Origin of the sequence: Hymenobacter sp. BT730, from assembly GCF_030542105.1 — a bacterium.
Taxonomy (GTDB): Bacteria; Bacteroidota; Bacteroidia; order Cytophagales; family Hymenobacteraceae; genus Hymenobacter.
In genome coordinates this window covers 204,361-231,011 of sequence record NZ_JAUOFB010000002.1, presented here as the reverse complement: position 1 = coordinate 231,011, position 26,651 = coordinate 204,361, and the positions used below count along the sequence as shown (strand labels likewise).

Below are 26,651 nucleotides of genomic sequence, written 5' to 3'. Positions count from 1 at the left end.
TGGCAAAAAGTTAAACAAATATACGGGAAGAATCGAAAGATGTACCATTGTGCAAAAGAAAATTTTTCACAACCGACTTTTGCCATTCTTTTCCCTCCGTTTGGCCTTGTCAACCTACGAATCCCTTGGTAATCAGGCTCGATTTCAGCGGTACATAATTCCGCCTATCTCCTTCCAGAACCCGGGAAGGCAGCTTTTTCTGATGCTGGCAGGTGAATAAGGCGTCTAGGCTGCTTAACGGAACTCTAAGCAACCACTGGCTCGGCAGGGCAGGTGCATAAGCGGCCCGCCAAGGCCAAGAAATCAGTAATAAGCCGTACCCGAACTGTATTGGGCGGCAGGCGCAGGCTTTCCTGCTGGGCTAGTGGGCCATATAGATACAGCATTATCTCAGGGCATAGGCTATGAATCTGTTCTACAAATTCCTGTACCCGGTCGCGCTCCGGCAGGGCCGTCATCACGGTGCATAATGCATGCGGCTGGTACGTCTCGCACACGGCCTTTAACTCCCCTACCGGCAGGTTCTGTCCCAGATACAGCACGTGCTGCCCGCGCAGGCGCAGGGAATAATTCATAAAAAGCAGGGCCAGCTCGTGCATTTCTCCCTCCGGCAGAAATAGTACCCACCGCCGGGCCTGAGCCGGCTGCACCGGCGGCAGGCCATCGATGGCCACTATCATTTTTTGCCGCAACAAATTGGCTACCAGGTGTTCTTGGGCCGGATTAACAGAGCCTGCCTGCCACAGTACACCTATGCGCTGCAGAAATGGATAGGCAACCTGCAAAACGGCTTCTTCAAACCCCAGTTCCTTAATAGCCGTGTCTAACAGGCAGCACAGGCGGCGCTCATCCATTTCCAGCATGGCGGCCAGCAAGGAGTTTACCTGTTGGCAGTAGTCGTGCACATCATCGCAGCAGGAAATAACTGCCTGGCTCAGTTCCTCGGGCTTTAGCTGAGCTACCCGTGAGATGCGGTGCCCGCGGGAGCACAGGGTAGCCACATTCAGCAGCCGGCGCAGGTCTTCGTCGCAATACGTGCGGATATTAGTGGCCGTGCGCACTGGCTGCAGAATGCCATAGCGCTGCTCCCACATCCGGATGGTATGCGCCTTAATACCGGAAAGCTGTTCCAGGTCGCTGATTGAAAACTGTCCCACTAGCGTATTATTTCTTTCTGATTAGCAAACTTTTGTGTTGGCGCCGGGCGGCGCCAGGCCTTCACATAGTATTTAGGGGATACCCATAGCATTCCAAACTCCACCGAGCCCAGGCGGCCGGTAGTTTTGTGGTGCATCTTATGAGCCATATTCAGGGCCCGCAGGTAAGTATTGCGTGACTTACGCCAGAAGCGCAGCCGCCCATGAATCAGGACATCGTGCACAAAAAAGTATACTGTACCGTAGGCAGCAATGCCGGTGCCCACCCAAAAGCGCCAATCTTTAGTTGGGGAGCCATACACGATAAACAGCATTGACAACAGCCCATAAAACAGGAAAAAGAAGTCGTTGCGCTCAAAGCGGTGAGGGTGCCGCACATGATGTGAGCGGTGCAAAAACCACAACGGCCCGTGCAGCACAAATTTGTGCATACCCCAGGCCACCAGTTCCATTCCCAGAAAAGTAGCGGTGGTAACGGCTACAGCTGCCAGCGTTGTCATGTGCTGCTAACCAGCGGATAAGCGAAAAGTTGAGAGAAAACCTCTAGATGAGGGCGCTAGCCTGCAGGTAGATTGAGCAAGGTAAGCAATATAAGGCCCGGCTTTCCTGCAAAAAGCAGCAAAGTCAGGCCTTATTCTATGATTTACCTTAATCCCAGGAGATTTTCTCTTTGTTCAGGAAAGCCGCAATACCGCGACGGCAATCCTGTGAGCCCCTGGCTTCAGCATTCATCTGCGCAGCATACAAGAGGCTGTCTTCCAGCGGCATTTCCGGGATGCGGGCCAGCATTTCCTTGGTCAGCTCCATGCTTTGCCCTGAATTCTCCGTGCACAAGCGGCGGGCAAACTTGAATACGTTATCAGCCAGCTCTTCGCGGCTTACTATAAAGTTTACGAGGCCAAATTCGGCGGCTTTATCAGCGGTAATAATGTCGCCGGTGAGCAGTAATTGTTTGGTTCGCGCCTCCCCTATTTTGCGCAGCAGAAATACGCTTACAATGGCAGGCAGGAAGCCTATTTTCACCTCCGTGTAGCCAAACTTGGCTTCAGGCACAGTAAAAGCAAAGTCGCAAATGGTAGCCAGGCCGCAACCGCCGGCCAGCGCATGGCCCTGCACCTGCCCCACTACTACTTTATTCAGGGTATATATCTGATGAAACAGCTGCATCAGGTGGGTACTGTCGGCCAGGTTATCAGTGTAGCCAAAGCCCTGCAGCTCCTGAATGTATGCCAAATCGGCACCAGCGCAGAACACCTCTCCGGCGGCCCGCAGCACAATTACTTTACAAGTTTCATCGTCTTCAGCCGCCGAAAAGGCCAGCTTTAGCTCGCTTACCATCTCGGCACTGAGCGCATTGCGCTTTTCAGGCCGGTTCAGGGTAATATAGCCGATAGCGTCGCGGCACTCATATTGAATGTAGCGCAGCGCTTCTAACTCCTGGGTAGGAAAATTGTCCATGGTTATTGTTGCTGGCGGTGGTAAAATGGTCGGCCGTAGCGCGTTTTGGTATTTGCAGGCCGGAAAGTGCAGTATCTAAACCTAACAAAAACGATGCTACAAAGAAAGACTTCTCGTGGTATTGTTACGATGAACGGCTGCTGATGAACGTCTTACCGGGGAGGCCGGACGATGAAAGCGCCACGGGCAGCTACATCATATACTTGAATACCAGCTGCTTGAAAGAGAGAATCCTGCCGTAAAATGTACCATGATTTACAAGATGAATCGAACACAACCGGAGGCTGCTTCCCAAAGGTGGCGGCCACCTCCTCGGCCTTCACGCGGGCGTTCCGGCGCAGCACCACTACATCTACGGAAACGGGCTGCCGGTAGCCTTCCAGGCGGCCACTCACCAGAGCTACGCGCAGCCCCTGCCACACCAGAACCTGTACGCCCGGAGCAACCGGCCGCACCGCCAGCGGCACTCCTTCCCACCCCTGATAGTAGCGCACGCGTCGTGCCTCCCGCTGAATGATGCCCGGCACAATACGGTAAGTACGCTCCGTTTCCGACAGGGGTAAGGAATCGGTGGTGACGATTTCCGCCGTAGCGCCGCGCCAGAACCCGCAAACGGAGCGGCGCGGGATACTATAGACAACAAACTGCTCATCGGGCGCCAGGCGGTGGGCAGCCCACACCCGGCTACCGGCAAATATGCCTAACAGGGCGCAGGCCACCATCAGCCACGAGAGGCGCCGCACGGCAAAAAAGGCCAACAGGGCCAGAATACAGGCAAAAATGAGCCAGGCCTGCGGGGCGGTTACGTGAATGCCCGTGAGCAACGCCCCGGGCATGGCCCGCCCAATCCAGAAGATATATTCGTTGAACAGCCAAATCATCTGCTCAAATATCCAGGCAACAAGCCGGGGAAGCCAATCAAGGATAGAGGCCGCTGCCGGAACCAGCAGGCTGAGCAGCGTCACCAAGCCCTTCAGCAGCAACAGCACCACCCCTACATACACCGCCCCCGAGGAAATAGGAACGGCAACCAGATTGGAAAACAGGAACGTGAGGGGGAACTGATGAAAATAAAACAACCCCAGCGGGAAAGTGGCTACCTGTGCCGCCAACGACAAGGCCGTAGCCTGCCAGATCCAGTCGGCGGTATGGCCGGCGCCGCGCCACAGCCGCTGCACGGCGCGTGGCTGCCAGGGACGCAGCTGCTCCAGAGCTTTATCCCGGAAATCAAACCACGAAGCAATGCGCGGCTGCAGGTACACAATGCTCAACACAGCCAGAAAGGAGAGCTGAAACCCTACATCCACCAGCAAAAAAGGGTCGTAGCACAGCAGCACAAAAGCAGCCACGGCTAGGGTATTGTACATGTTGCTCTGCCTTCCCCAGGTACGGGCCAAAATAATGAAGGTGAACATGACGGCTGCTCGCAGCACCGAGGCCGACAGCCCGGTGAGGAACGCATAGCTCCAGATAACCGCCAGCCCTACTCCTGCCGACCAGAACCGGAAGCCCGGCATAGCGCCGAAAAAGCGCGTCAGCAGCCAGGTAACCAGCGCAAACAGCAAGCCCACCTGCAACCCCGATACGGCCATAATATGCGTGGTACCCGTGTTAGCATAAGCCTGGCGGGTTTCCTGATCTACATCATCCTTAATCCCCAGCACCAGCGCCGAGGAAAGCGCATATTCCCGCTTAGCGTGCACATACTCGCGAAATACGCCATCCAGTACCCGGGCCGCCCGCATACTCATAGCTTTTAGCGGGTTAGGCGGCGTGTGCGCCAGGGTGCGATATTGGTCGGGATGAATAAACTGCTGATGGTAAACCTGATGATACTCCAGGTAGCGGCGGTAGTTGAACTCCCCGGGGTTCAGCGGAGGCTTACTGGGAGCGGGGGCTCCGCGTACCAGCCATACATCACCATACTGCGGCATTACCACGCCGGAGTCGCGCGGGATAGACACCCGGATTCCGCCCACTGCGGCCTGCCACTGTCCTGCTATCCGCACCGCCGACACCCGCACGGTGGTAGCATACGTGGCGGGGCGGACCACTGTATAGTCATCTACCACGGCGCGGTAGAACTCTATTTTACCGCCGAAGCGGTAGATATGATTATGCCGGCGGCTCTGGGTAGCTTCCTGTGTGAGTGTGGCCCCCGCCAGGTACAGCACTGCTATGGCTAACAGGCCCGTGGCATCAGTAGCGCTCCGGCTGGGTTGACGACTGGCCCACACTTGCACTACTGCATACACCGCTACCAGGCCTAAAAGCGGGCCCAACAACGGCGGCAGTTGCGTTCCTATGTAGAGGTAGGTAATAATGCCGGCAGCCAATGCCAGCGTTAACCGCACAAAGGCATACGGAGCCCAGGTTATCATAAATTATAGGACAGAAACTATGGAATAGCATAAAACTAACAGCCATGTTACGCAATTACAGGAAGTTCAACAAAAGCAGGATCGATATTTTGTTGCCTTCCTGATCATAAAAGCGCCCTGCTATTCCGAAGAACAGCAGGGCGCTGGCTATTATTAATAGTCTATGAAAACTTACGCCTCGGGGCGCTGCCACTCCATTTTGTAGTGTTCTATGTCGCACTCCGTGAATTTCTCACCCACTTTCACAAAGCCATGGCGCTCATAAAAGGCAATAGCCGGAAGCTGGGCATTCAAGTACACCGTTGCATTGGGATGCTCCTGCTGCACGTCTGCTAGTACGCGCTGCAGAATGGCACTGCCGGCAGCGCGGTTACGAAAGGCCTCCAGAACGGCAAAACGCTCTAGCTTTACCCCATATTCAGTGGTGCGCCAGCGTGCAGCGCCGCAAGGAGTGCCCTCATCTGACACCACCAGGTAATGCCGGGCGTCCCGCTCATCGTGCGAGTCATACTCGTCAGCCCGCGGAACTCCCTGCTCTTCCACAAACACTTTTTCGCGGATGGCAAAGGCCGTGGCACGGTCCTGGGGAGAGGAAATTTGGTAAGCTTTCATGCAGAGGTAAGCGGGGAAATTACAGCTGCTCGTGGTTTACGGGCAACTCAGCGGTACCATCTTCAGCCCGCCGGGCATCCGGATGGTTTTCAGGCGTTTCGGGGCGACGATACTCCCGGCGCGGACGCTGGGCCTGGTCGTGCTGTAGCTTCACGTCGAAACGGTCGTAAGCCATTACAATTTCCTTCACGAGGCGGTGGCGCACCACATCCTCGGCCGTCATTTCCACAAACCCAATACCGCTCACATCCTTCAGAATATCCATGGCCTGGATCAGTCCCGATTTCTGCTTGGTCGGCAGGTCAATCTGGGTCCGGTCGCCGTTCACCATCACCTTGGCTGAGGGGCCCATGCGCGTCAGGAACATCTTCAGCTGGGAGGGCGTGGTGTTTTGGGCTTCGTCCAGCAGCACAAAGGCATTGTTCAGCGTGCGGCCGCGCATGTAGGCCAGCGGCGCTATTTCAATGATTTTGTTTTCCTGGTAGAACTTTAGCTTTTCCGCCGGAATCATGTCTTCCAGGGCATCGTAAATCGGGCGCAGATAGGGGTCTACTTTTTCCTTCATGTCTCCGGGCAGAAAGCCGAGGCTCTCGCCGGCTTCCACTACGGGGCGGGAAATGATGATTTTCTTGACCTCTTTGTTTTTGAGCGCCCGCACCGCCAGCGCCACCGACACGTAGGTTTTACCGGTACCAGCCGGGCCCAGCGTAAACACCAGGTCGTGCTTCATCACGGCATCCACCAAACGCTTTTGATTGGCCGTTTTGGCTTTGATAATCCCACCTTTGGCGCCAAATACAATAACATCGGGGGCAGCAGCCAGGCTGCGCTCCTCCTGCTCCTCATCGGCAGCGTTGAGGTACTGGTTAACGGTTTTGTCTGTGATTTGCCCGTACTGATGGTAGTGCTCGATGAGCGAGGACAGGATTTCGTTGATGCGGGCGATGATGGGCGTCTGCCCTTGAATTTTAATTTCGTTGCCTCGGGATATAATCTTGCTGCCGGGGAAGGCCGCGGCCAGCTGTCGGATGTTCTGGTTATCAGGTCCCAGGAAATCGACGAGGGAGACGTTTTCGAGCGTGATGATTTTCTCGACCAAACTTAAGGGGATTTTGAACGGCGTTAAGAAAAGAAGAACCCGGAAAGACAGCACTTGTTCGAGGCAAATAGCCTACTTTTGCCGCCCTCACGTGGGTAAACAATAGTACGAAGAACTCAGCATTTTGGCATGGGCCTGATTACGTTTCTGTCTGATTTCGGCTACCGCGACCATTATGTGGCCGCCGTAAAGGCGCGGATTCTGCAGCTGGCTCCCATGCAACCGGTCCTGGACATTACCCACGCCATTGAACCCTTTAACATCGCCCATGCCGTGTACGTTCTCGGCGCCGTATTTTCTGACTTCCCAGCCGGCACAGTACACCTGGTTGGCGTAAACGACTGGGGAACGGCAGGCGGCAGTTGGCGGGCGGCTCGCTACCAGGGCCACTATTTTGTTACGGCTGATAATGGGCTGCTCCCTTTACTCACGGATGGACAGGCCGATGAAGTGGTAGCGCTTTCAGCGCTGGAGCCTACTGCCTCCCCCACCCGCGACGTGCTGGCCTCGGCCGCAGTAGCGCTGGCACAGGGCCGCTCCTTATATGAACTGGGCCCACCAGCACCACCACAATATCAGCTCCTCAATCGGCAGCTACGCCTGCAGGACCACCGCATTACTGGCCACGTGGTGCATATGGACCATTATGGCAACCTGATTACGAATATCTCGCGCACCGCTGTGGAAGCCGTCGGTCACGGCCGACCATACACCATTCACTTTGCGCGTGAAGTAGCGCGCGAGATTCTCCCTCACTTTCAGGCTACAGCACCCGGCGAAGCAGGCTGCATCTACAATAGCCAGGGGTATTTGTGCATCGGCATCAATCAGGGCCACGCCTCTGAGCTCCTCGGGCTGCATTATGATTCGCAGGTAGATATCCGCTTTCCGGCAACTACTTAATTAAAAAAGAAGGCCCTTTGCTGCTTTGAAACGCCCTTTTCTTGGAAGCGACATTGATATTTATTTATTATGTTAAGTATTATATGACAGCCTGTCACTCTTTACTTAACCTCTTATTCCTTCTTCCCATATGTTAATTCGCATTGTGCGCATGAGCTTCCAGGCAGAGGCGGTAGCAGCATTCCAGACTATTTTTCAGAACTCAGAGGAAGCTATTCGCAGCATGCCGGGCTGCCTGTATCTGGAGCTATGGCAGGATGCCGATGCGCCCCATATTTTCTGCACGCACAGCCACTGGGAATCCGCAGCGGCTCTGGATGCTTATCGTAAATCGGAGTTATTTGGGCAGGTATGGCCGGCAACCAAGCGGCTTTTCTCTGCTCCTCCAATGGCTTTTTCCGTACGCCACGTAAGAGGGGATTCCGCTGCCGCCCCAACTTCCTCCTAGCTTTTGTGGTTGAGTAGCATCTCTCCTCTCGTTCCTTTACTTATGCAACCAGACTATTTTGAGTTCTACCAGCTTCCCGAAACCTTCCGTCCGGATGAGGCTGCGCTAAAACGCGCATACTATAAGCTCAGCCGCGAATACCACCCCGATTTTCATGCTACCTCGTCCGTAGAGCATCAGCAGGAAACCCTGCATCTGGCAACGCTGAACACTAACGCCTACCGCACCCTCTCCGACCCCGATCTTCGGATGGCCTACATTCTGAGCCGCCATGGTCTTTTGGAGGAAGGCAAACAGGAGCTTCCCGCTGAGTTTCTGATGGAGGTAATGGACCTGAACGAGCAGCTGATGGAGTTGGAATTTGACCCTGATGCCACCAATGTGCGCCGTGTTGAAGATGAAGTAACTATACTTTCCGATACTCTGGAGGCAGGAATTGAGCCTGTACTAGCTGGCTATGAGATGCTTCCGGGAGACAAAAAGCCACAGGCCCTGCAGCAAATCCGCACGTATTATCTTAAAAAGCGGTATTTGTTGCGCATTCGTGAAAGTCTGGCTAAGTTTGCTGCCCGATCCTGAACAACTAACCGAGTTGTTCCTCTTGCCCAGATGGCGGAATCGGTAGACGCGTCGGTCTCAAACACCGATATCGAAAGATGTGCCGGTTCGACCCCGGCTCTGGGTACTTTTTAACGATTTTCATGCTTAAACGCCGGAAAAGTGCCGATTGCAAAGTGCATTGCAGGCTCGTTTTCGGCGTTTTTGTTTACAGATGTTTAAAAGCCGTTTAAAATATGGCTACTGCCAAAATCGTCATGCGGCCACCGGCCCGGGCAGACGGTACGGCCCTAGCCCGGATGCAGGTCATTCTGAACCGTGAAGTGGTAACTATCGGGCTGGGTATCACTTGGCCAGCCGTTTCATTCGATGAAAAGGAATTATTGTCTGACGAAGCTGCCGAAATCTCAGCAGCCGGGATGCTATGATGCGGCTATGAAGGCAGTATATGGCCCGGGCTGGGAGAAACGGGCGAAGGACCACAACCTGCTGATCGGGAAAGGTGGATCAGGTATTAATTCAGGCCCGAGTGGCGAAATGTCTCTCACGAAAGAAGTCTTTCTGCGGTAATATAAGTCGTCGAATAACAAAGCAGACTTCCTGATCTACATGGAACCGCAGTTTAGGGAGCGTTTCAACCGTGGCCATATCAAGCCCAACACCGTCAAAAATCATAATTCCACGCTGAAGAAGGTTTGTTAAAGATCTATTTATTTGACTTCACCACTTTGTAATTATCCTCTACCTTCCAGTCAATCAACAACTGGCGTGGGTCAACACCAACTTTGGCGGGTCGGTCGGGTAGCGTCAATACAATCGTCTGCTTGCCGGATTTGATAAGGTGCTTTTGCAGGTAGAGTTGCTTACCCACCTCCTTTCCTGCCTCGGCGGGTGCGAAGACGCCGATTTCCACCCACTCCTTCATCGGTAGTTTGGTCTCGGTGCCGGCGCTATCCACTACCAGCTTGGTTGCCTGCAGGTGGAGCATTACCTGCCAGGTGCCTCCTTTGAGCTGTTTGGCGGTGGCGGTTTCCGTCGCCAGCTCCCAAAAGGTGTTGGCCTTAAACAGATCATGCAGCAATGGTTGGAGCGAGTCCGGCGTGGCCGTCTGCAACTCCCGGTAGAGGTCCAGCGAAGTTGCGAAGGGAAGCGTCCCGGGGCGGTGCTTGGCCAGCAAATTCCGGAGCGCCCCGTTTACCTGGTCCCGACCAATGTATTGGCTCAGCGCGTACAGCGCGAAGGGCCCTTTGCGGTAGTTTTGGTAAAAGTCGTCGGCCTGCAGCAGCGGCTTGGCAGCCCGGGTACGCGGGGTTTCGTTCTCTTCCCGTAGGAAACTCAGGAGTGTCTGGAGGTGCTCAGAACCATATGCGTCCTCCAGTACGCCCATGGCCGAGTACCATGCCAAGCTTTCGGTAATAAGGCCGGCGCCCTCTACATAGGCTTGTTTGAGTTGGTTACCCCACCATTGGTGCGCTACCTCGTGTGCCACCACGGCCGTTACCAGGTCGAAGCCCCGCTTGTCATCCTTCGGGTTCAGGAGGAAAAAGCCCTCCTCTGCCGTGATGTCGATGGGCGCGGCGTGGTGGCCGAAGGCGTAGCTGGGATGGGCCACGAAGCGCAACTGCCGGTGCGGATAGGGACCAAACTGCTGGGTGTAATAGTCCAGCGAAGCCTGGGCACTCCGGACCATGCGCGCCGGGTTCTCCGTCACCCCCGGGGGATAATAAATCTGAATAGCAACCTCCTGCCCCGGACCGGCCGCAGGGTTTGCCCATTTCCCTTCCTGCAGCGCGTAGTTGGCCGAGAAGAAGGCGTATTCATTCCGGATGGGTGCATCCGTGGCGTAGTGGAAGTAGCGGCGGCCCGCTTTGGTCCAGGTGCGGCGCAGCGTGCCTGGCGCCACCACCGTCTGGTTCGCATCCGTACCCACTACTGCCACAAAGCTGATTTGCTCCGGAAACGGGGCATACCGGCGAGCCGCTAGGTCGTAGAGCGAGTAGGTGGCGGGCCGGGGCGACAGACCATACGCTTTGCGGGCGCCGGCCTCATCCAACTCCCGGTACGGCTGATACCCTAAGACTGGAAGCCACTCCAAATTCCGGAAACTGGTGCCATTGGCCACCACCTGTGCGTCGGCTCCGTTGTTAGAAAAGCCCTGCGCTTTGTGCGTTACCTTAAAGCTCAGGCGCAGCGAATCACCGGGGTGGAGAGGCCTGGCCAGGGCGTAAATCTGGTAGCCATGCTCCGCGTCCGTGAGGACTTCCTTGGCTGGCAGGTTGAAGTGAATCGCGGCGGTTTCTACGCCCGCCCCCGTCGCCAGATGAATGGAGTCAATGGGTGCCGAGCTATTGTTCACCAGCCGGTAAGTGCCCTTTATCTCTACTGCTCGCTGCTTGGGATATATTTCCACCTGCAGGTTTACACCGGTCAGCAGGGGCTGAGGTACGTTCAGGTACCGGCGGTAGCGCTGCTCGTAGGCGGCGCGTTGTGCTGTTATTTCTGCAGCGGACAGGTAGTTATGCAATACGTTGGTGTTGTAGAAGATAAAACCGCCACACAAGAGGATGCCGACTACTGCCGCTGCCGAAACCACGGCGGTGGCACGCGTGAAACGCCGGCGAGCGAGCTGGAGTCGCGAAGCAAAACTGCCCTCCCGGCCCCGTACCCAGAACAGCCGCGCCACCACCGCTAATAGCAGCGCCCAAGCCACCCAATATCCCTTGAACCACAGCCAGGGTCCCAGCGACGAGCTAAAACCAGCCATATCAGTATAGGTCCACGGCGGACTAGAGCCATAGAGGAGGAGCTTGTGCGCTATGCCCAGGTTGGGGGCGTAGGCGATAAAGCCATAGGCTAACAGCGCCACCAGGTGACCTACGAACTTCTGATTGACCAGCACGTGCACCAAGAGGGCCAGCAGGCCGAAAAGCAGGCAATCCACCAACTGCAGTCCGAAGATGGTTTGCAGGTACAGACTGATTTCCGGAGTAGCACCTCCGATGGCCACTTGCGCCACTATTCCGGCCATCATAAGGAAGGCTAGCCACACCACAAGCACAAGACTTAGCGCCAGAAAACGGCTCAGGAAAAGCACCCATTCCGGCACGGGTGCCGCGTTGGCAATTTCGCTCAGACCAGTTTCCCGTTCCCGCCACACCAGCTCGCCGGCGTAGAAAATGGTGAGCAGGGCGATGAGAATCCAGAAACGTTCCGGCGGCGCAAGAGGCCCAGTCAGATAATCCAGAACAAAGTCGGTTCGGGGCAGCAAGGGCGTGCCGCGGCCCTTCAGGTTGCCAGAGATTGTCAGTCCCACCACCAGGGCTATGACGGCCAGCAGGGGCAGCCCGGCCTTGCTTTTGGCGAGCTGCAGAAAGGATTTCGAGGTGATGAGGCGCAACTGGCGCAACTGCGTGACGACTCCATACGTCCCCCGGACTGGCGGCAATGCCTCCCCTGTTCCCCAGCTCAACCTCTCCTGAGGGAGTGCCTCCTCGGGTTTGGGCCGTTTATCCGGCTTCTGTTTTTGACCAGTTTCGGGTAAAACGAATTGAAATCGAAAATACGTGAATGTCAGCAGGCCCAGCGAAATGCCAAGCCAAAGCAGGCGGTTAGTGAGAAAGGAGCCCTCCAGCAGGAACAAGCGCGTATTCTTCTCCAGCGGGCTCCAGTCATTGGAAAGATGACTCAGAACCAGGGTGAACCCCGTGGGGTCTACCAAATTTCCCCATTCCCCCACATCCTGCAACCCCTGTCCTATAATGTAGGCCGCCGCGAACAGGAGCGCCCCGACCAGGTAACTAGCCATGGCCCGGCGGCTGAGCGCCGAGAGCGAGAATTGAATGGCCGTCGCGAAAAAGGCGTTGGGCACCAGGATGTAAAAAACGGTCGTCAAGTAGGCCGCTGCCCGGAACGGCCCCAGAATTTCGGCCTCTACCCCGGCAGCGTGCATGGCCAGCAGAATGCCTACCGGAATAGCAAGCAGAACAAGGACACTTAGGGCGAAGGCGGCCAGAAACCGTCCACCCAGGTAGTCGGCTTTGCTGGCGGGGGCCGTGTAGGTGAGCGAATGCATGCGGGTCTGTACATCGCGGGCGGCCGCATCGCCCGCCACGGAGGCGCCGACCAACAGCCACTTTACGCTGCATATCACCGCAACTGCCGCAATGACGATGGGTGCATTGAGTAAAAAATACCCATCCCGCGCATCGGAGGCAAAGTTGGCAATGACAATCAGAAAAGCAATGGCCAGCAACACCCCGAAGTAAAGCCAGGTAGCGACCCGGCGCAGCTGGTAGCCGAATTCCAGCGCAAAGATTCGTTGCAGCTTCATAGTAATATCCCTTCCGCTTTCGGCTGCTCACTGGCCACTCCGAAGCATCCCGTCATGGCACTGAAATAGACATCCTCCAAATCAGGCTCTGCCAGCTCAAACCCGTTGCCTGGCATTTCAGGGCTGTACACGTGCACCAGAGTGCGGCCACTCAAGAGTTTGGCGGAAATAATCCGGTGCTCCTGCTCCAGCGCCGGCAAGGTAAGTTTATCGGTTAGCTTGCGCCAGATGTGGCCTTTGAGGGCGGCCACGGCCTCCAGGGGCTGGGCCTCCAGCAGGATTTGGCCTTGGTTGATGATGGCCATGTTGGTGCACAACTCGGAGACGTCTTCCACGATATGGGTGGAAAGAATCACCACGCTGTTTTCTCCTAATTCGCTCAGCAGGTTGAGGAAACGGACCCGCTCGGCCGGGTCCAGGCCCGCCGTGGGCTCGTCTACAATAAGCAGGCTGGGGTTACCTAGAAGGGCCACCGCCACGCCAAAGCGTTGCCGCATGCCGCCGGAGTAGCCGCCCAGCTTCTGCTTGCGCTTGTCCCAGAGGTTAGTTTGCTTGAGCAAGGCCTCGGTGGTTGCTCTGCGCAGCGCCCGGTTGGTAATACCTTTCAGCACCGCGAAGTAGTCCAGCAGTTCCTCCGCACTGGCTTTGGGGTACACACCAAACTCCTGGGGCAGATAGCCCAGCGTCTGGCGCACCGCTTCCTTCTGGTTCACTACATCAATGTCGCCCAAAAAGATTTGCCCTTCATCCGGCTCCTGCAGCGTGGCGAGCGTGCGCATGAGGGTGGACTTACCCGCGCCATTCGGGCCGAGCAGCCCGTACATACCCGGCGGAATATCCAGCGACACATTGTTCAATGCCTGCACGCCATTCGCATACCTTTTGGAGACATTGCGGATGACCAAGCCCAACGGGTGATTTCCCATTTTATCGGATTTGCTTCGGTGAATCGTTTAAAAAGAGAGACGTGAAGCACCTTGACTAATGCCTGCTTTCTCTATTTCAGGACGAAGCAACTGTTACCCGACAGGAAAGCAAAAAACGATATGCTGATGCAGAGAAGTATTCGACCAAGTTGGATTTTGCTTCTGCCAAAGCACTGGCCGGCTCCTTTGCACCTCTCGTAGATTCGCCTTAGCAACTAGTCGAAACACTGGCCTGGGCAACAGCCGGAAAAACCACCTTTGTGCTATGGACCGCGTCAAAAAAATCTTCTGGCTGATTCACCTATCCGTTTGGATCTTGTTCACCTTGTTGGTCGGCTTGCAGCTGAGCAGTGAAGGTGATGCCCACTGGCTAAGCACAACCAAGGGATTCATAGCGACCTGCCTGTATGTTTTTTACAGCCATTTCTACCTGCTGACCTGGTATACCGGGCAGCGAAAAGACAGAGGCTATTGGCTCCGACTGGGGGGAATTGCGTTGAGCGGGCCGTTTCCCTTTTTGCTTTTCCACCAGAAGCCGTTCGATTTTGGGTTTTATTTGATGTACTTGGTCACGACTGTACCCATCTTTCTCTTCCTGAGTTGGCTGGCCCGAGTCACCGAGACGCTGGTACTGAATACCATCCGGAAAGAGCAGCTGGAGAAGCAGGCCGTGGAGGCCGAACTCACCAACCTGAAGTCGCAGATTAACCCGCACTTCCTGTTCAATACCCTCAACAACATCCACACGCTGGTGTACAAGCAGGCCCCGGCCGCTCCGGAGGCGGTCATGCACCTGGCCTCGTTGATGCGCTACATGATTTATGAGTCCAATGCGTCCACGGTTCCGCTGACCCGGGAGCTGGACTATTTGCGGGATTACGTGAGTTTGCAGCAGCTCCGGTATAAGAATAGTCCAGTAGTGGACCTGCAGATAGCCGGGGAAACCGAATCCTGCTACATTGCCCCCTTGCTGTTTATTCACTTACTGGAAAACGCCTACAAACACAGCCCCGCCCGCCTGGAACCCGGCGACCTAAAGGTGCGGATGGAGGTAAAAGAAGATACCCTCATTTTCAGCGTGCAGAACCCCATCGGGAAAAAGTCGGCTAATCCGCTGGAAGAACCCGGTGGCATTGGCTTGCCCAACGTCCGGAAAAGGCTGTCTTTGTTGTATCCTGACCAGCACACGCTGACCATTCAGCAAACCGGCGAAACCTTTACGGTCAATCTTACCATCCACGGTCTTCACGTACCGGCTCATGAAAGACAAGCTCACCTGCTACATCATTGAAGACGAGTACCTGGCCCAGGAAATACTGGAAGAATACATCCGGAAAGTCTCTTTTCTGGAGTTGAAAGGGACCTACGTGAGTCCCTTGGAGGCCGCTGCTCATTTGGCAGAAGACAAACCCGACCTGCTGTTTCTGGATATCAACATGCCGGACCTGGATGGACTCAGCTTCATCCCGATGCTGAACCCCAAACCCATGATTATCCTCACCACCGCCTACGACCAGTACGCGCTGAAGGCGTATGACCTGGAGGTGAAGGATTACCTGTTAAAACCCTTTACGTTCGAGCGGTTTTACAAAGGCGTGTTACGCCTGTACCAGGAACAAAGCCCTTGGCATGCCCTAGAAAAGAAGGAAGAAAAAGCGGAAACGAAGCCGGAGCAAGAGTATATTTTTCTAAAGGTGGGCCACCGCATCCAGAAAGTAGCGACCCGCGACATTCTCTTCGTGGAGGGCATGAAAGACTATTTACGGATTCATACCAGGGAAGAGAAGATCATGACGCTGCTCAGCTTTGCCAAACTGGAAGAGCTGCTGCCCTCCCAGGATTTTGCCCGCGTGCACCGATCCTTTCTGGTCGCCCTTGACAAAATTGACCACATCGAGAAAAACCGGATTCAGATTGCCGACCAAATCATCCCCATCAGTGATACCTATGCCGAGGCTTTTTATAAACTGCTGAAGGGGCTTTGAGGGGGAAGTTCGTAGTTGAGGTCTTTGGGTGTTGGTAAACAAATCGGGAGAGATGACCTCGCCCTGGTTTATGCTCACCAAGACAGTGGTGTACCGCTGTTCGCGGGGGCTTTTCCGGCACTGGCGCGAATTTTCCGGCACTGACGCGAAAGGGTATGCGGGTAAGGCCAGAGCGTCGCAGTTTTGGGCTGTTCATCATCTCAACTCCTTTCCCGACCATGACCACTCAGCAACTCGCCCGCGACGTAAAATTCCTGAAAGCTTACGCTTTAGTAGCCACGCTCCTCCCAGCCACGGCGCTGCTCTTCGCCTTCAGCAAGCCCGACAAGCCCGTCCGCTTCGGCGAAATTACAGTGGAGCGCCTGGAGTCTTACTTCAACGATACGCTGGTGGTGCACCTCAAAGGCCAGGCTACTACCCTGACCAGCAGCACGCACCGCACCCCGGAGCTACGCCGGTGGCTGCTCGGCAGCTAATGTCAGGTCTAGGAACATTGACTTATCCAGCTTCATGAGAGGTATGAAATGTACTCTGCAAGCTCTGATAAGACTGGATTATGAAGTCGTCGATGGTCCAAATAAAGTTGCTTATTCCTTAGTTAAAAGGCACAGAATAAAGATAATCCGCGGGCTTGGTAAGACCAAAGGCAGCAAATCGTGGGGTGAAAGAAGAGCAAAACAGTGTATACCTGCTTTCTGAAAGGCGTAAATGTGTTTTGTATTCACTTTCTTGGGTGCTCTATTTCCTATCCTTCTTATAGTTAGTGGTTATTCGATTATGAAAAACTCTCTGCTTATTGGCTTGAATTGTTGACTCCAGAAGTGAGGAAGTTGCGTCGAGCCAATGAAAATGCGCGGGTAATCATCAGCTTGAGAAATTTAAAGAAGCACTGGAAGGCCATCGATTTATCAGCCGAAACACTGGCAAATCTGCTACAAAAAGTTAGTCTGGTATCAATGGTTGATTACCGTATTGCGGCTTGTATTATTGGCGTCGCGGCCTAAACTGAATTTGCATCTGAATAGAAAAATTGCAGTTTAATGAACGGCAATTGTGTCATATCCTTTAGGTGTATGTGCACAAAGCTGACTTCATCTAACTTCTACTATCATTGCCATCTACATCAACAGACCATTATCTTATCCAATGCAGCTTATGATTCGCGTCGGCTTTCTTCTGGTTTTGCTTTGCGTAGTTGTGGCACTGCCAGTATCGGCGCAGGCACGCCGGGAAATTCTACTGGATAAGAACTGGAAGTTTACAAAGGGAGAAGTAGCAGACGCTGCTTCGCCGGACTTTGATGACAGTAAGTGGCAAAGTATTTCTGTGCCGCACGACTGGGCTATTTATGGTCCTTTTGATGGTAATAATGATTTGCAGGAAGTAAGAATTGAGCAAAACAGCGAGCAGAAGGCTACTTTGAAAGCCGGGCGCACGGGTGGGCTGCCGTTTATTGGAACAGGCTGGTACCGGCGCAGACTGCAGGTGCCGGATTTTAAAGCGGGTAAACGGGCCTTGCTCCTCTTTGATGGGGCCATGAGTAACGCCAAAGTCTATGTAAACGGTAAGGAAGTTGGCTCCTGGCCCTACGGGTACAACTCATTTTTCTTCGATATTACTTCCTCCTTGCGGTCGGATGGGAATAATACCTTGGCCGTACGTTTGCAAAACCAGCCGCAGTCCTCGCGCTGGTACCCAGGAGCCGGGCTTTACCGGAACGTACACCTACTGATAACCAATCAGGTCCATATTCCGGTCTGGGGTACTTACCTTACCACCCCGGACATCACGGCAGAGCGGGCTAAAGTTCACCTGCAAACCCGGGTAGAAAAGTCTGCTGGCACTCCGCAACTGAGGCTGCATACCGAAATCCGCGATGCGGCCGGCAAAGTGGTAGCCAACACGGAAACCCTGCTGGCCCCAAATGCCGGAGGGGAGTTCGAACAGAATCTGGAAGTAAAATCTCCCCGGCTTTGGTCGCCGGAAACGCCGGTTCTATATACGGCCTATTCCCGGCTTTTCGACGGCAAACAGCTTCTGGATGAATACAGCACCCCGTTTGGCATTCGTTCCTTTCGCTTTGAAGCCGATAAAGGCTTTTTCTTAAACGGGAAAGCGCGCAGGTTTAAGGGCGTGTGCAACCACCACGACTTGGGGCCACTGGGCACTGCCGTAAATACGGCCGCCCTGCGTCGTCAGCTTACCCTGTTGAAAGACCTGGGCTGTGATGCCATTCGTACGTCACACAACATGCCGGCCCCGGAGCTTGTCAGCCTGTGCGATGAAATGGGCTTTATGCTAATGGTAGAATCCTTTGATGAGTGGAAGACTCCAAAGGTAAAAAACGGCTACAGCCAGTATTTTGATCAGTGGGCAGAGAAAGATCTGGTCAACATGATTCACCGGGACCGAAATCATCCTTCGGTTATTATGTGGAGCATTGGCAATGAGGTGCCGGACCAAAAAACGCCCGAAGGCGCTTCCATTGCCAAACGCCTCCAGGATATCTGCCACCGCGAAGACCCAACCCGGCCGGTCACGGCAGGTATGGACCAGATTGACCATGCCTTAAAAAACAACTTTGCAGCAGTGCTGGATATCCCTGGCTTTAACTACAAGCCTTCGCGCTACCAGGAAGCCTACAACCAGCTCCCGCAAAAACTATTGTTGGGCTCCGAAACCGCTTCCACAGTCAGTTCCCGGGGGGTATATAAGTTTCCGGTAGAACCTACCAAAGACAAAAAGTACCCGGATAACCAGGCCTCTTCCTACGACCTGGGCGTGTGCTACTGGTCGCAGACTCCGGATGAGGAATTTGTGAAGCAGGACGACCTGCCTTACGTGCTGGGAGAATTTGTGTGGACAGGTTTTGATTACCTCGGAGAGCCGACCCCCTATGATGAGCAGTGGCCCTCTCATAGCTCTTACTTTGGCATCCTGGATTTAGCCGGCATTCCGAAAGACCGATACTACCTCTACCGGGCCCGGTGGAATACCACAGCTCCTACCCTGCACCTGCTGCCGCACTGGACCTGGCCTGGCCGCGAGGGCCAGATTACCCCCGTATTCTGCTATACCAACTCCCCTACCGCCGAGCTGTTTGTAAACGGCAAAAGCATGGGCAAGCAAACCAAAACCACCACGGGCAGCCCCCAGGAGCGCTACCGCCTGATGTGGTATAATGTGAAATACGAGCCAGGAACCCTGAAAGTAGTAGCCTATGATGCCCAGGGAAAAGCTGTAGGGGAAGAGCAGGTACATACTGCCGGTCAGCCACACCATATCCGGCTGGTTTCCGACCGAACCAGTTTAACGGCTGATGGCAAGGATCTGGCCTTTGTTACGGCGCAGGTAGAGGATGCCAAGGGCAACCTTTGCCCGGAAGCTACCGATCAGCTACAGTTTACAGTAAGTGGAGCAGGGAGTTTCCGGGCGGCAGCTAATGGCAACCCGGCTAGCCTGGAGCTGTTTCACGAACCTCAAATGAAGGCTTTTCAGGGAAAGCTGGTAGCCGTACTGCAGGCAACGGAGCAAGCCGGCACCATGGAATTGAAAGTAACCGGCAAGGGCTTGAAGAGCGCCTCTCTCCAGTTAAAAACCAAGTCTGCCTCCCGGAATCAGAATTGATTTCAGGGAGGCAGACTTGGAAAATAGTCTCTGTGCTTTAGCGCCCGAAGTCATCCTGCACCCGCACAATATCCTGCTCATCGGAGGGCTGTTGGGCATCTGTGTGCTGCCAGATTTCGGCAATAATACCCCAGTCATTCAAGCCCACCAGCCGGTGCCGCTCACCTTGCGCCAGCGTAATTGTTTGGCCAGGACCATAAGTTTTCAGCTCGCCCTCGGTATCGGTGGGGCTGGTAATGACGCCCACAGTTCCCTGCACTACTTTCCAGATTTCGGCCCGGCGGTGATGATACTGCCAGGACAAGCGCTGGTGCGGCGCTACCAGTAAAATCTTAGGACTGAGCTTGCCGGAAATGCGCAGCTGCTCCACCGGCAACCCATCGAAATAAGTATCAGCAAACGACTGGGCCTGGCTTTCATCCAACACGAAAAAGCCTCCCCACGGGCGCGCCTGATCCTGCTGGGTAATGCCGAAGCCTTGTTGCTGAAGCCGCTGTTCTATTTGCTGGAACAGATGTTGTTTAGATAAGTCAGTGCTCATAATCCAATCAAAAGAAGATTCACAACAGGTTAAGTGGCCTTAGCCACCAGGATACTTACGCTATTTGGGCAAGCTCGTCTGCCGCGAATGGTGCAGAGAGGATTCGCGAATAATCAGTTCCGGCTTGAGCACCAGGTGCGGCGGCACATACGAGGGGCCCCGTTTGAGCAACTGCAGAAACAGACGCACGGCCGTTTCCCCCATCTGCTCTGCCCGCTGGTCTACCACCGTGAGTTGGGGCTGCAGCATGGCCGTGAAGGGCTCATTGCTGAAGCAGGCAATGGCAATATCCTGGGGCACGCGCAGAGACTTCTCCCGCAGTACTTCCAATGCCCCCACCGTGGGTATGGCGTAAGCAGCAAATACCCCATCCAGCGGTGGCTCCAGGGCCAGCAGGTGTTGCATGCCTAAGCGGCCGGCATCATGTGTTAGAGATGGCAGGGCATATACCAACTGCTCATTAAACGGCAGGCCATGCGCTTCTAAAGCCGATTTGTAGCCTAAAAACCGGTTGCGGCTGGTATTCAGGTGCTGCGGACCGGCCAAGTGGGCAATCCGCGTGCAGCCCTGCTCAATAAGATGCCGCACGGCTTGGTAGGCCCCCTGAAAATCATCCAGAATAACGGCCATGCTTTGTGGCAGCTCGGGCATACGGTCAAAGAAAACCAGCGGGGTCCCCTGCTGGCGCACCTGCTCAAAATGCTGCGTCTCGCTGAATGTAGTAGCCGAAACGGAGATAAGAATACCTTCTACCTGGGCCGCCAGCAGGGCCTCAATGTTCTGCTGTTCCCGCCGAAAGTCTTCGTTCGACTGGCACATCATCAGGGTGAAACCCTCCTGGGTGGCAACTTTTTCAATGCCGTTCATCACGGCCGGAAAAAAGTAACCGTTAATGTGCGGCACAATTACGCCCAGAGTTTTGCTGTGGCCTTTGCGCAGAGCGGCCGCCAGTTGGTTGGGCCGATAATGAAGCTCCTGAGCTACCTGACGGATTCTTTCCTTGGTGGCCTCACTGATATCCTTGTGGTTGGCCAGCCCCCGCGACACCGTGGAAGTAGACAATCCGAGCAGTTGCGCTATGTCGCGGATGGAAGTTTTTTGCTTGGAAGCGGCCATACATCAGCGCATTTGATGGAAGAGAAATTGTCTGTCAACCCCAAATGAACGCAACAGAAGTCTATTACCAAGCTTTGGCCCTATTTAAACTGCCAGGAGAAGCAGGCTTTTGCCGAAAAAAACGATTTAGCGGAAGCCGCCGGGCTTAAGCCGCCTGAATCTCGAAGCCGGCGTTTTCTACCGCTTCCATAATCTGTTCGGCCGTGAGCTTGTCCGTAGTAACCGTTAAAATCTTATTGGGGTTGGTAGTATCCACCTGCCAGTTGCCGGCACCAGCCTGCTCATTAAGCGCTGGCGTAACTGCCTTTATGCAGCCGCCACAGTTAATATTCGTCTTGAATTGGAGCGTTTTCATGTATATAAATGTAAGGTGAAACCGGAAAAGTGGCTTTGGAAAAGTAACACGCAAAAGTACAAAGGGGTGCCACCTGACAGGTACGCAATTGTGCCGGTTACTTGCAGGATTATGGACTCTGGCAGCCCGGTTTCATCCTTCTAGCAGGGTCAGCGTGCAAATTATGTACCTCTGAGGACGGATTTCGTAAGAACCCTCCGCCAGGCAGGTTGTTTCTTTGTAGCACCGTTCCGGGCTTTAGCACTACTGCTTTCTGACCCGCGGCTATGCTTCTCTGATTCTACTGATGGAACCCCAAACAAAAACGGAAACCCTTGATATAGAGGGCATGACCTGTGCCTCCTGCGCGGCCTCCGTGCAGAAGTCGCTCAGCCGTACCCCTGGCGTGCAGCGGGCGGTGGTCAACTTCGCCACCGAGAAAGCCACTGTGGATTATATACCCTCCCAGGCAACCTCGGCCATGCTGAAGGATGCTGTGGTGAAAGCAGGCTTTGGCATTATGGAGCGTGCGCCGGAGACGTCCGCGGCCGAGCGCAGTGCCGAGATAGACCGGCAGAAGGCAGCCGCATATCAGAAGCTGAAGCGTCGGTTCTGGGTAGCGGCCGCCCTGGCCCTTCTCATCATGCCCCTGAGTATGCTTATGCTCTGGCCCGGGATGATGACCTGGATTCCCATGCCTGTGCTCAATTACGTGCTGCTGGGCCTTACACTGCCGGTATTGCTGTACAGCGGACGCGAGTTTTACTTTTCGGCCTGGAATGGGTTTAAGCACCGCTCTGCCAACATGGATACGCTCATTGCAGTGGGTACCGGGGCAGCCTTTCTCTACAGCCTGGCCACCACGCTAATCCCAAATTTCTTTAGGCAGCATGGGCTCATGCCGGAAGTATATTATGACACCACCGCCACCATAATTGCCCTGATTCTGCTGGGAAAGATGCTGGAAATGCGTGCTAAAACCCAGACCTCTGCGGCTATGAAATCCTTGTTGGGACTACAGGCCAAAACCGCCCGCCTCGTGCGCCCGGATGGCCGGGAAGTAGATGTGCCCATTGAACAAGTGCAGCTGGGCGACCTGGTGGTGGTGCGCCCTGGTGAGAAAGTAGCTACTGATGGCTTGATTGAGGAAGGACACTCCGCCGTGGATGAGGCCATGCTGACAGGCGAGAGCCTGCCAGTGGAGAAAAAAGCGGGGGACCCTGTATTTGGGGCCACCCTCAACAAAACCGGGTCTTTCCGTTTCCGCGTGACCAAAGTGGGTACGGAAACCATGTTGGCCCAAATTGTAAAAATGGTAGAAGATGCCCAAGGCAGCCGCGCGCCAATCCAGCGCCTGGCAGACAGGGTCAGCGCCATTTTTGTGCCTACCGTGGTGGTCATTGCCATCCTCACCTTTGTGCTCTGGTTTAATCTGGCGCCAGTAGAATCTCGCCTGCCGCTGGCCCTGGTTAACTTTGTGGCTGTTCTTATCATTGCCTGCCCCTGCGCGCTGGGATTAGCTACACCCACGGCCATTATGGTGAGCACGGGCAAAGGCGCCGAAAACGGAGTCCTCATCCGCAACGCCGAGGCCTTAGAAAAAGCCTATCAGGTGAATACAGTGCTGCTGGATAAGACCGGCACCATTACCCGCGGCGAGCCTGCCGTAACTGATGTTGTGCCTGCCGAAGGATGGCAAGCCGCGCAATTATTGCCGCTGGTGGCAGCTGTGGAGCGGCAGTCAGAGCACCCGCTGGCCGAAGCTGTGGTGCGCTATGCGGAGGCGCAGCCGGCCCCCCTCCTCACCGCCACTGGTTTTCGCGCCGTGGAAGGAAAAGGCGCGGCGGCTAGTGTCAATGGGCAGGAAGTACTGATTGGCAATGCCCGCCTGCTGGAAGAGGCCGGGGTAACCCTTTCCCCCGCACTGCGCCAGCAGGCGGAAAAGTTACTGACCCAGGCCCAGACGGTGCTCTACCTGGCCGTAGCGGGGCAGGCAGCCGGACTGCTTGGCGTGGCCGATACCGTGCGCGATACTTCGGCGGCAGCAGTTCAAAAGCTGCAGGCCTTGGGTATTGAGGTGGTGATGATGACCGGCGACAATCCGCAGACGGCGGCCCAGGTAGCCGCGCAGGTGGGTATTAAGCGTTACTTTGCTGAGGTGCTTCCCCAGGATAAGGCCGCGAAGGTGAAACAGTTGCAGAGCGAAGGCCGCATTGTGGCCATGGTTGGGGATGGTATCAACGACGCACCCGCGCTGGCCCAGGCCGACCTTGGTCTGGCCATGGGAGCGGGCACGGATGTGGCCATGGAGGCCGCCGGCATCACGCTGATGCGCTCTGATCTGAACGGTGTGGTAACGGCCATTGCGCTGTCCCGCCAGACCATTCGCACTATCCGTCAGAACCTATTCTTCGCCTTTATTTACAATACGCTGGGTATTCCGGTAGCGGCGGGCGTGCTGTATCCCTTCTTTGGGCTGATGCTCTCCCCCATGCTGGCCGCGGCCGCCATGGCCCTGAGTTCTGTCTCGGTGCTCACCAACTCACTGCGGCTGCGCAGCTTCTCCCCTGCTAAAAGCTAACCCTTATGGATTCGGCAGAAATCATCGTGACCGGGATGGGACTTGCACTGGCTGTCCTCGTTATCTGGTACTTCTTTTTCTCGGCTCGCCAGACGGCCAGCGCGGTGTCGTCCTCTGGCGGGGTGCAGGAAGTCGGCATCACGGTAAAAGGTGGCTACTCACCCGATGTCATTGAGGTGGAACGCGGCAAGCCCGTGCAGCTGAGCTTTTACCGGGATGAGGAAAATACCTGTTCCGAGGAAGTACTGTTTCCGGATTTCCGCATTCGCCGAGACCTACCCGCCTTCAAAACCACCCTGATAGAACTGCTGCCGGAAAAGCCGGGTACTTATCCGTTTACCTGCGGTATGGGCATGCTGCGCGGTAGCCTGGTGGTCAAATAAGCCTGCTCTAACCCAGGAAAGCTAATGCAGGGGCCGTCTTTTGAGCATGCCGCCCACCGCATCATCCACGCTATGCTGCACCAGAAAGGCATGCGGATCCAAGCGTTTTACTTCTTCCCGAAGCTTGGGCAGCTCTAACCGGGTAACTACTGTGAAAATAATATTCCGCTCCTCCCGCTGCTCGCCGCGCTTGCCATAGCCACTCTGGCCTTTATAAATGGTTACGCCCCGGCCAAGGTGAGTGGTAATAGCTTCCCGGATTTCCTCACTGTGCTCTGAGATAATGGTTACCCCGGTGTATTGCTCAATACCATTGAGCAGAAAGTCCAGGGTTTTAGACGCCGATACGTACGTGAGGATGGAATACAGCGCCTCTGTAACGCCCAGGATAAAGGCCGCTACCCCGAAAATGAAGATATTCAGGATCAGGATGATGTCGCTGACTTTAAGCAGCGGTGTGTTGCGGTTGATGAGCAGGGCCAGGATTTCGGTGCCATCCAGAACAGCTCCGCCGCGCATGGCCAGCCCAATGCCGGCCCCAATAAAGACCCCGCCAAAAACGGCCGTAATCAGCAGGTCCGGGGTTACATCGGGGTAAGGCACCACTACCAGGCACAACGCCAGGCCGGCAATGGCTACCGCGCTTTTTACCGCAAACCGCAGGCCCATTTGCCGGTAGCCCAGCAGCAGGAAAGGCAGGTTAATCAGGAGCAGCCCCCAGGACAAGGGTAGGTTCAGCCCGGTAGCCAGCAGCATGGAAATACCTGTGGCGCCCCCATCAATGAAATGACTCGAGAGTAGAAAACCCTTCAGACCCATACCCGCCGACAAAATACCCGCCACAATAAAAGCGGTGTTTTTCAGAATGCTGCCGAGGCGTTTACCAGGTGTGCCGGAATCCGGCTTAGCCGCAAGGGAGGCCGTAGCTTGGTTCATAGGAATGGGAATATGTCGGGAAGAAACAGCTCAGCGAGATGCTTCAAAGTATTTATCAATTAGGGGCACATGCCGGACCCAAAGCTACCCCTTTGGCGCCATGCCCATTTATTGACCCTGGCAAGAAAAAAATTCCGTCTAATTCCCTGTACCCTGCAGGTGGGCTTTTGGTGCAGCTTGGTCCAGAAAACGTACCTTCTGTACCGTTAGCCGCTATTTATTTAGCTACGCCAACTTTTATCACTCAATAAAAGCAGAACCCCCGTGGCAGAACCCAAGTAAATATAAAAATATAAGCAACGAAATTATGTATGTACATTATATGTACATACATTTATAAGCGAATAAGGGTAGCCCCTGGCGCCTGCCTTTCAAAGTTGCTGCTCTGTATAGCTTTACTCTGTCTCATCTTTTTCTAAAACTCAATCATATGGCCACCAACTGGAAATTAGACCCTGCCCACAGCGAAGTGCAATTCAAAGTGAAGCACTTGATGATTACAACTGTAACGGGCTATTTCAAAAAATTCGATGTGGAAGTTACCACTGAAGGGGATGATTTCTCCACGGCCACGTCTGTCGTTTTCAGCGCTGATGTGGACTCTATCAGCACCAACAACGAGCAGCGGGATACGCACCTGAAATCAGCTGATTTCTTTGATGCAGAGACCCACGGCCAGATTGTTTTCCTGGGCCGGCAGTTTGAAATGACGGGCTCAGACACGGCCAACCTGCACGGCGACCTGACTATCCGGGGCGTGAGCAAGCCCGTGACGGTGAAAGTAGAGCTGGGCGGTATTGTGGTAGATCCTTATGGCCAGACCAAAGCTGGTTTCACGGTGGAAGGCAAAATCAGCCGCAAAGAGTTTGGCCTGACCTGGAATGCCGTAACAGAAGCCGGTTCGGTTGTGGTTAGCGACGATATTAAGCTGCTGGCTGAAATTCAGCTGATCAAGCAGGCATAACCCGAAGAAGGGCTGTTTCTTCGGTCTTTCTTTTCTGGCAAAGCCGTCATTCCCGCGTTTCCCTTGCCAGGGCAGCGTTTTGGGAATGGGGGCTTTGCTGCTTTTATGCAGCGGTACTTTCGCCCATAGGCGGGCTGTTCTCAGCATAAATTAGCGGGCAGGTCAATAGGGTATGGAAAGCGGGCAACACCGGAGTAGGGATTTATGGCGAAGAACTACAACTTGCCCCTGAATTCTGCCTCTTCCTGCTTGCCTGCTATTGGGAGTGCGCAGGCGCAGTAATTTCTTCTCTCCCCTGCTTCCCATCCTCCT

23 protein-coding genes and 1 tRNA gene are annotated in these 26,651 nt (G+C 54.8%); 12 read left to right on the top strand and 12 right to left on the bottom strand.

The genetic code is table 11. The features are described from left to right. Positions 1 to 245: 245 nt before the first annotated feature. The 6 genes from Q4G72_RS07915 to Q4G72_RS07890 form a co-directional block, all read right to left on the bottom strand. On the bottom strand, positions 246 to 1,157 hold the full coding sequence (locus Q4G72_RS07915) for a MerR family transcriptional regulator (protein ID WP_303310878.1): 912 nt from the start codon (positions 1,155 to 1,157) through the stop codon (positions 246 to 248). Then, positions 1,157 to 1,657 carry a sterol desaturase family protein gene (locus tag Q4G72_RS07910; RefSeq protein ID WP_303310877.1) on the bottom strand — a complete coding sequence of 167 codons (501 nt, stop codon included), beginning with the start codon at positions 1,655 to 1,657 and terminating at the stop codon, positions 1,157 to 1,159. The genes Q4G72_RS07915 and Q4G72_RS07910 overlap by 1 nt, the downstream gene beginning before the upstream one ends. 148 nt (positions 1,658 to 1,805) lie before the next feature. After that, the gene (locus tag Q4G72_RS07905) at positions 1,806 to 2,615 is read right to left on the bottom strand and encodes an enoyl-CoA hydratase/isomerase family protein (protein WP_303310876.1); all 810 of its coding nucleotides are present in this window, start codon (positions 2,613 to 2,615) and stop codon (positions 1,806 to 1,808) included. A gap of 152 nt (positions 2,616 to 2,767) precedes the next feature. Beyond that, positions 2,768 to 4,996, bottom strand: a complete 2,229-nt coding sequence (locus Q4G72_RS07900) for a ComEC/Rec2 family competence protein (RefSeq protein ID WP_303310875.1) — start codon at positions 4,994 to 4,996, stop codon at positions 2,768 to 2,770. 171 nt (positions 4,997 to 5,167) lie between these two features. Next, positions 5,168 to 5,608, bottom strand: coding sequence for a GNAT family N-acetyltransferase (locus Q4G72_RS07895; protein WP_303310874.1), 441 nt, complete (start codon positions 5,606 to 5,608; stop codon positions 5,168 to 5,170). Between the two features lie 19 nt (positions 5,609 to 5,627). After that, entirely contained in the window at positions 5,628 to 6,707 is a 1,080-nt protein-coding gene (locus Q4G72_RS07890) for a PhoH family protein (RefSeq protein ID WP_303310873.1), read from the bottom strand. A gap of 129 nt (positions 6,708 to 6,836) precedes the next feature. Between Q4G72_RS07890 and Q4G72_RS07885 the strand changes: the two genes are divergently transcribed. The 5 genes from Q4G72_RS07885 to Q4G72_RS07865 all read left to right on the top strand — a co-directional run bounded on the left by Q4G72_RS07885 (position 6,837) and on the right by Q4G72_RS07865 (position 9,044). Further along, positions 6,837 to 7,610 carry an SAM hydrolase/SAM-dependent halogenase family protein gene (locus tag Q4G72_RS07885; protein WP_303310872.1) on the top strand — a complete coding sequence of 258 codons (774 nt, stop codon included), beginning with the start codon at positions 6,837 to 6,839 and terminating at the stop codon, positions 7,608 to 7,610. 130 nt (positions 7,611 to 7,740) lie between these two features. After that, on the top strand, positions 7,741 to 8,058 hold the full coding sequence (locus Q4G72_RS07880) for a putative quinol monooxygenase (protein ID WP_303310871.1): 318 nt from the start codon (positions 7,741 to 7,743) through the stop codon (positions 8,056 to 8,058). Positions 8,059 to 8,100: 42 nt separating this feature from the next. Beyond that, positions 8,101 to 8,637, top strand: coding sequence for a Fe-S protein assembly co-chaperone HscB (hscB, locus tag Q4G72_RS07875; RefSeq protein ID WP_303310870.1), 537 nt, complete (start codon positions 8,101 to 8,103; stop codon positions 8,635 to 8,637). A 24-nt stretch (positions 8,638 to 8,661) separates the two neighbouring features. Next, positions 8,662 to 8,743 (top strand) — tRNA-Leu (locus Q4G72_RS07870). Between the two features lie 109 nt (positions 8,744 to 8,852). After that, positions 8,853 to 9,044: a hypothetical protein gene (locus Q4G72_RS07865; RefSeq protein ID WP_303310869.1), complete on the top strand. Its 192-nt coding sequence runs from the start codon at positions 8,853 to 8,855 to the stop codon at positions 9,042 to 9,044. Between the two features lie 278 nt (positions 9,045 to 9,322). Here the strand turns inward: Q4G72_RS07865 and Q4G72_RS07860 are convergent, their stop codons facing one another. Then, positions 9,323 to 12,946 (bottom strand): ABC transporter permease/M1 family aminopeptidase, encoded by a 3,624-nt coding sequence (locus Q4G72_RS07860; RefSeq protein WP_303310868.1) that lies wholly within the window; start codon positions 12,944 to 12,946, stop codon positions 9,323 to 9,325. Then, positions 12,943 to 13,872, bottom strand: a complete 930-nt coding sequence (locus tag Q4G72_RS07855) for an ABC transporter ATP-binding protein (protein WP_502213673.1) — start codon at positions 13,870 to 13,872, stop codon at positions 12,943 to 12,945. Before Q4G72_RS07855 ends, Q4G72_RS07860 begins: the two co-directional genes overlap by 4 nt. 265 nt (positions 13,873 to 14,137) lie before the next feature. Between Q4G72_RS07855 and Q4G72_RS07850 the strand changes: the two genes are divergently transcribed. The 4 genes from Q4G72_RS07850 to galB all read left to right on the top strand — a co-directional run bounded on the left by Q4G72_RS07850 (position 14,138) and on the right by galB (position 19,484). Then, entirely contained in the window at positions 14,138 to 15,163 is a 1,026-nt protein-coding gene (locus tag Q4G72_RS07850; RefSeq protein WP_303310867.1) for a sensor histidine kinase, read from the top strand. Further along, positions 15,132 to 15,857 carry a LytR/AlgR family response regulator transcription factor gene (locus Q4G72_RS07845; protein ID WP_303310866.1) on the top strand — a complete coding sequence of 242 codons (726 nt, stop codon included), beginning with the start codon at positions 15,132 to 15,134 and terminating at the stop codon, positions 15,855 to 15,857. Before Q4G72_RS07850 ends, Q4G72_RS07845 begins: the two co-directional genes overlap by 32 nt. Positions 15,858 to 16,075: 218 nt before the next feature. Beyond that, positions 16,076 to 16,333, top strand: coding sequence for a hypothetical protein (locus Q4G72_RS07840; protein ID WP_303310865.1), 258 nt, complete (start codon positions 16,076 to 16,078; stop codon positions 16,331 to 16,333). Positions 16,334 to 17,054: 721 nt separating this feature from the next. Then, positions 17,055 to 19,484, top strand: a complete 2,430-nt coding sequence (galB, locus tag Q4G72_RS07835; protein ID WP_303310864.1) for a beta-galactosidase GalB — start codon at positions 17,055 to 17,057, stop codon at positions 19,482 to 19,484. 37 nt (positions 19,485 to 19,521) lie between these two features. On the opposite strand, the gene Q4G72_RS07830 is transcribed toward galB, so the two are convergent. The 3 genes from Q4G72_RS07830 to Q4G72_RS07820 form a co-directional block, all read right to left on the bottom strand. Continuing rightward, complete coding sequence (locus Q4G72_RS07830) at positions 19,522 to 20,025, bottom strand: cupin domain-containing protein (protein ID WP_303310863.1); 504 nt, start codon at positions 20,023 to 20,025, stop codon at positions 19,522 to 19,524. Positions 20,026 to 20,085: 60 nt separating this feature from the next. Continuing rightward, the gene (locus Q4G72_RS07825; RefSeq protein ID WP_303310862.1) at positions 20,086 to 21,141 is read right to left on the bottom strand and encodes a LacI family DNA-binding transcriptional regulator; all 1,056 of its coding nucleotides are present in this window, start codon (positions 21,139 to 21,141) and stop codon (positions 20,086 to 20,088) included. Positions 21,142 to 21,286: 145 nt separating this feature from the next. Then, positions 21,287 to 21,496, bottom strand: a complete 210-nt coding sequence (locus Q4G72_RS07820) for a heavy-metal-associated domain-containing protein (protein WP_303310861.1) — start codon at positions 21,494 to 21,496, stop codon at positions 21,287 to 21,289. A 286-nt stretch (positions 21,497 to 21,782) separates the two neighbouring features. Here Q4G72_RS07820 and Q4G72_RS07815 point away from each other — a divergent pair, with 286 nt between their 5' ends. Together Q4G72_RS07815 and Q4G72_RS07810 are read left to right on the top strand one after the other, a co-directional pair. Then, positions 21,783 to 24,056 carry a heavy metal translocating P-type ATPase gene (locus Q4G72_RS07815; RefSeq protein ID WP_303310860.1) on the top strand — a complete coding sequence of 758 codons (2,274 nt, stop codon included), beginning with the start codon at positions 21,783 to 21,785 and terminating at the stop codon, positions 24,054 to 24,056. A gap of 5 nt (positions 24,057 to 24,061) precedes the next feature. After that, complete coding sequence (locus Q4G72_RS07810; RefSeq protein ID WP_303310859.1) at positions 24,062 to 24,439, top strand: cupredoxin domain-containing protein; 378 nt, start codon at positions 24,062 to 24,064, stop codon at positions 24,437 to 24,439. Positions 24,440 to 24,460: 21 nt separating this feature from the next. On the opposite strand, the gene Q4G72_RS07805 is transcribed toward Q4G72_RS07810, so the two are convergent. Further along, on the bottom strand, positions 24,461 to 25,375 hold the full coding sequence (locus Q4G72_RS07805; RefSeq protein WP_303310858.1) for a YitT family protein: 915 nt from the start codon (positions 25,373 to 25,375) through the stop codon (positions 24,461 to 24,463). Positions 25,376 to 25,805: 430 nt separating this feature from the next. Here Q4G72_RS07805 and Q4G72_RS07800 point away from each other — a divergent pair, with 430 nt between their 5' ends. Continuing rightward, positions 25,806 to 26,339: a YceI family protein gene (locus Q4G72_RS07800; RefSeq protein ID WP_303310857.1), complete on the top strand. Its 534-nt coding sequence runs from the start codon at positions 25,806 to 25,808 to the stop codon at positions 26,337 to 26,339. The last annotated feature ends 312 nt before the right edge of the window (positions 26,340 to 26,651 follow it).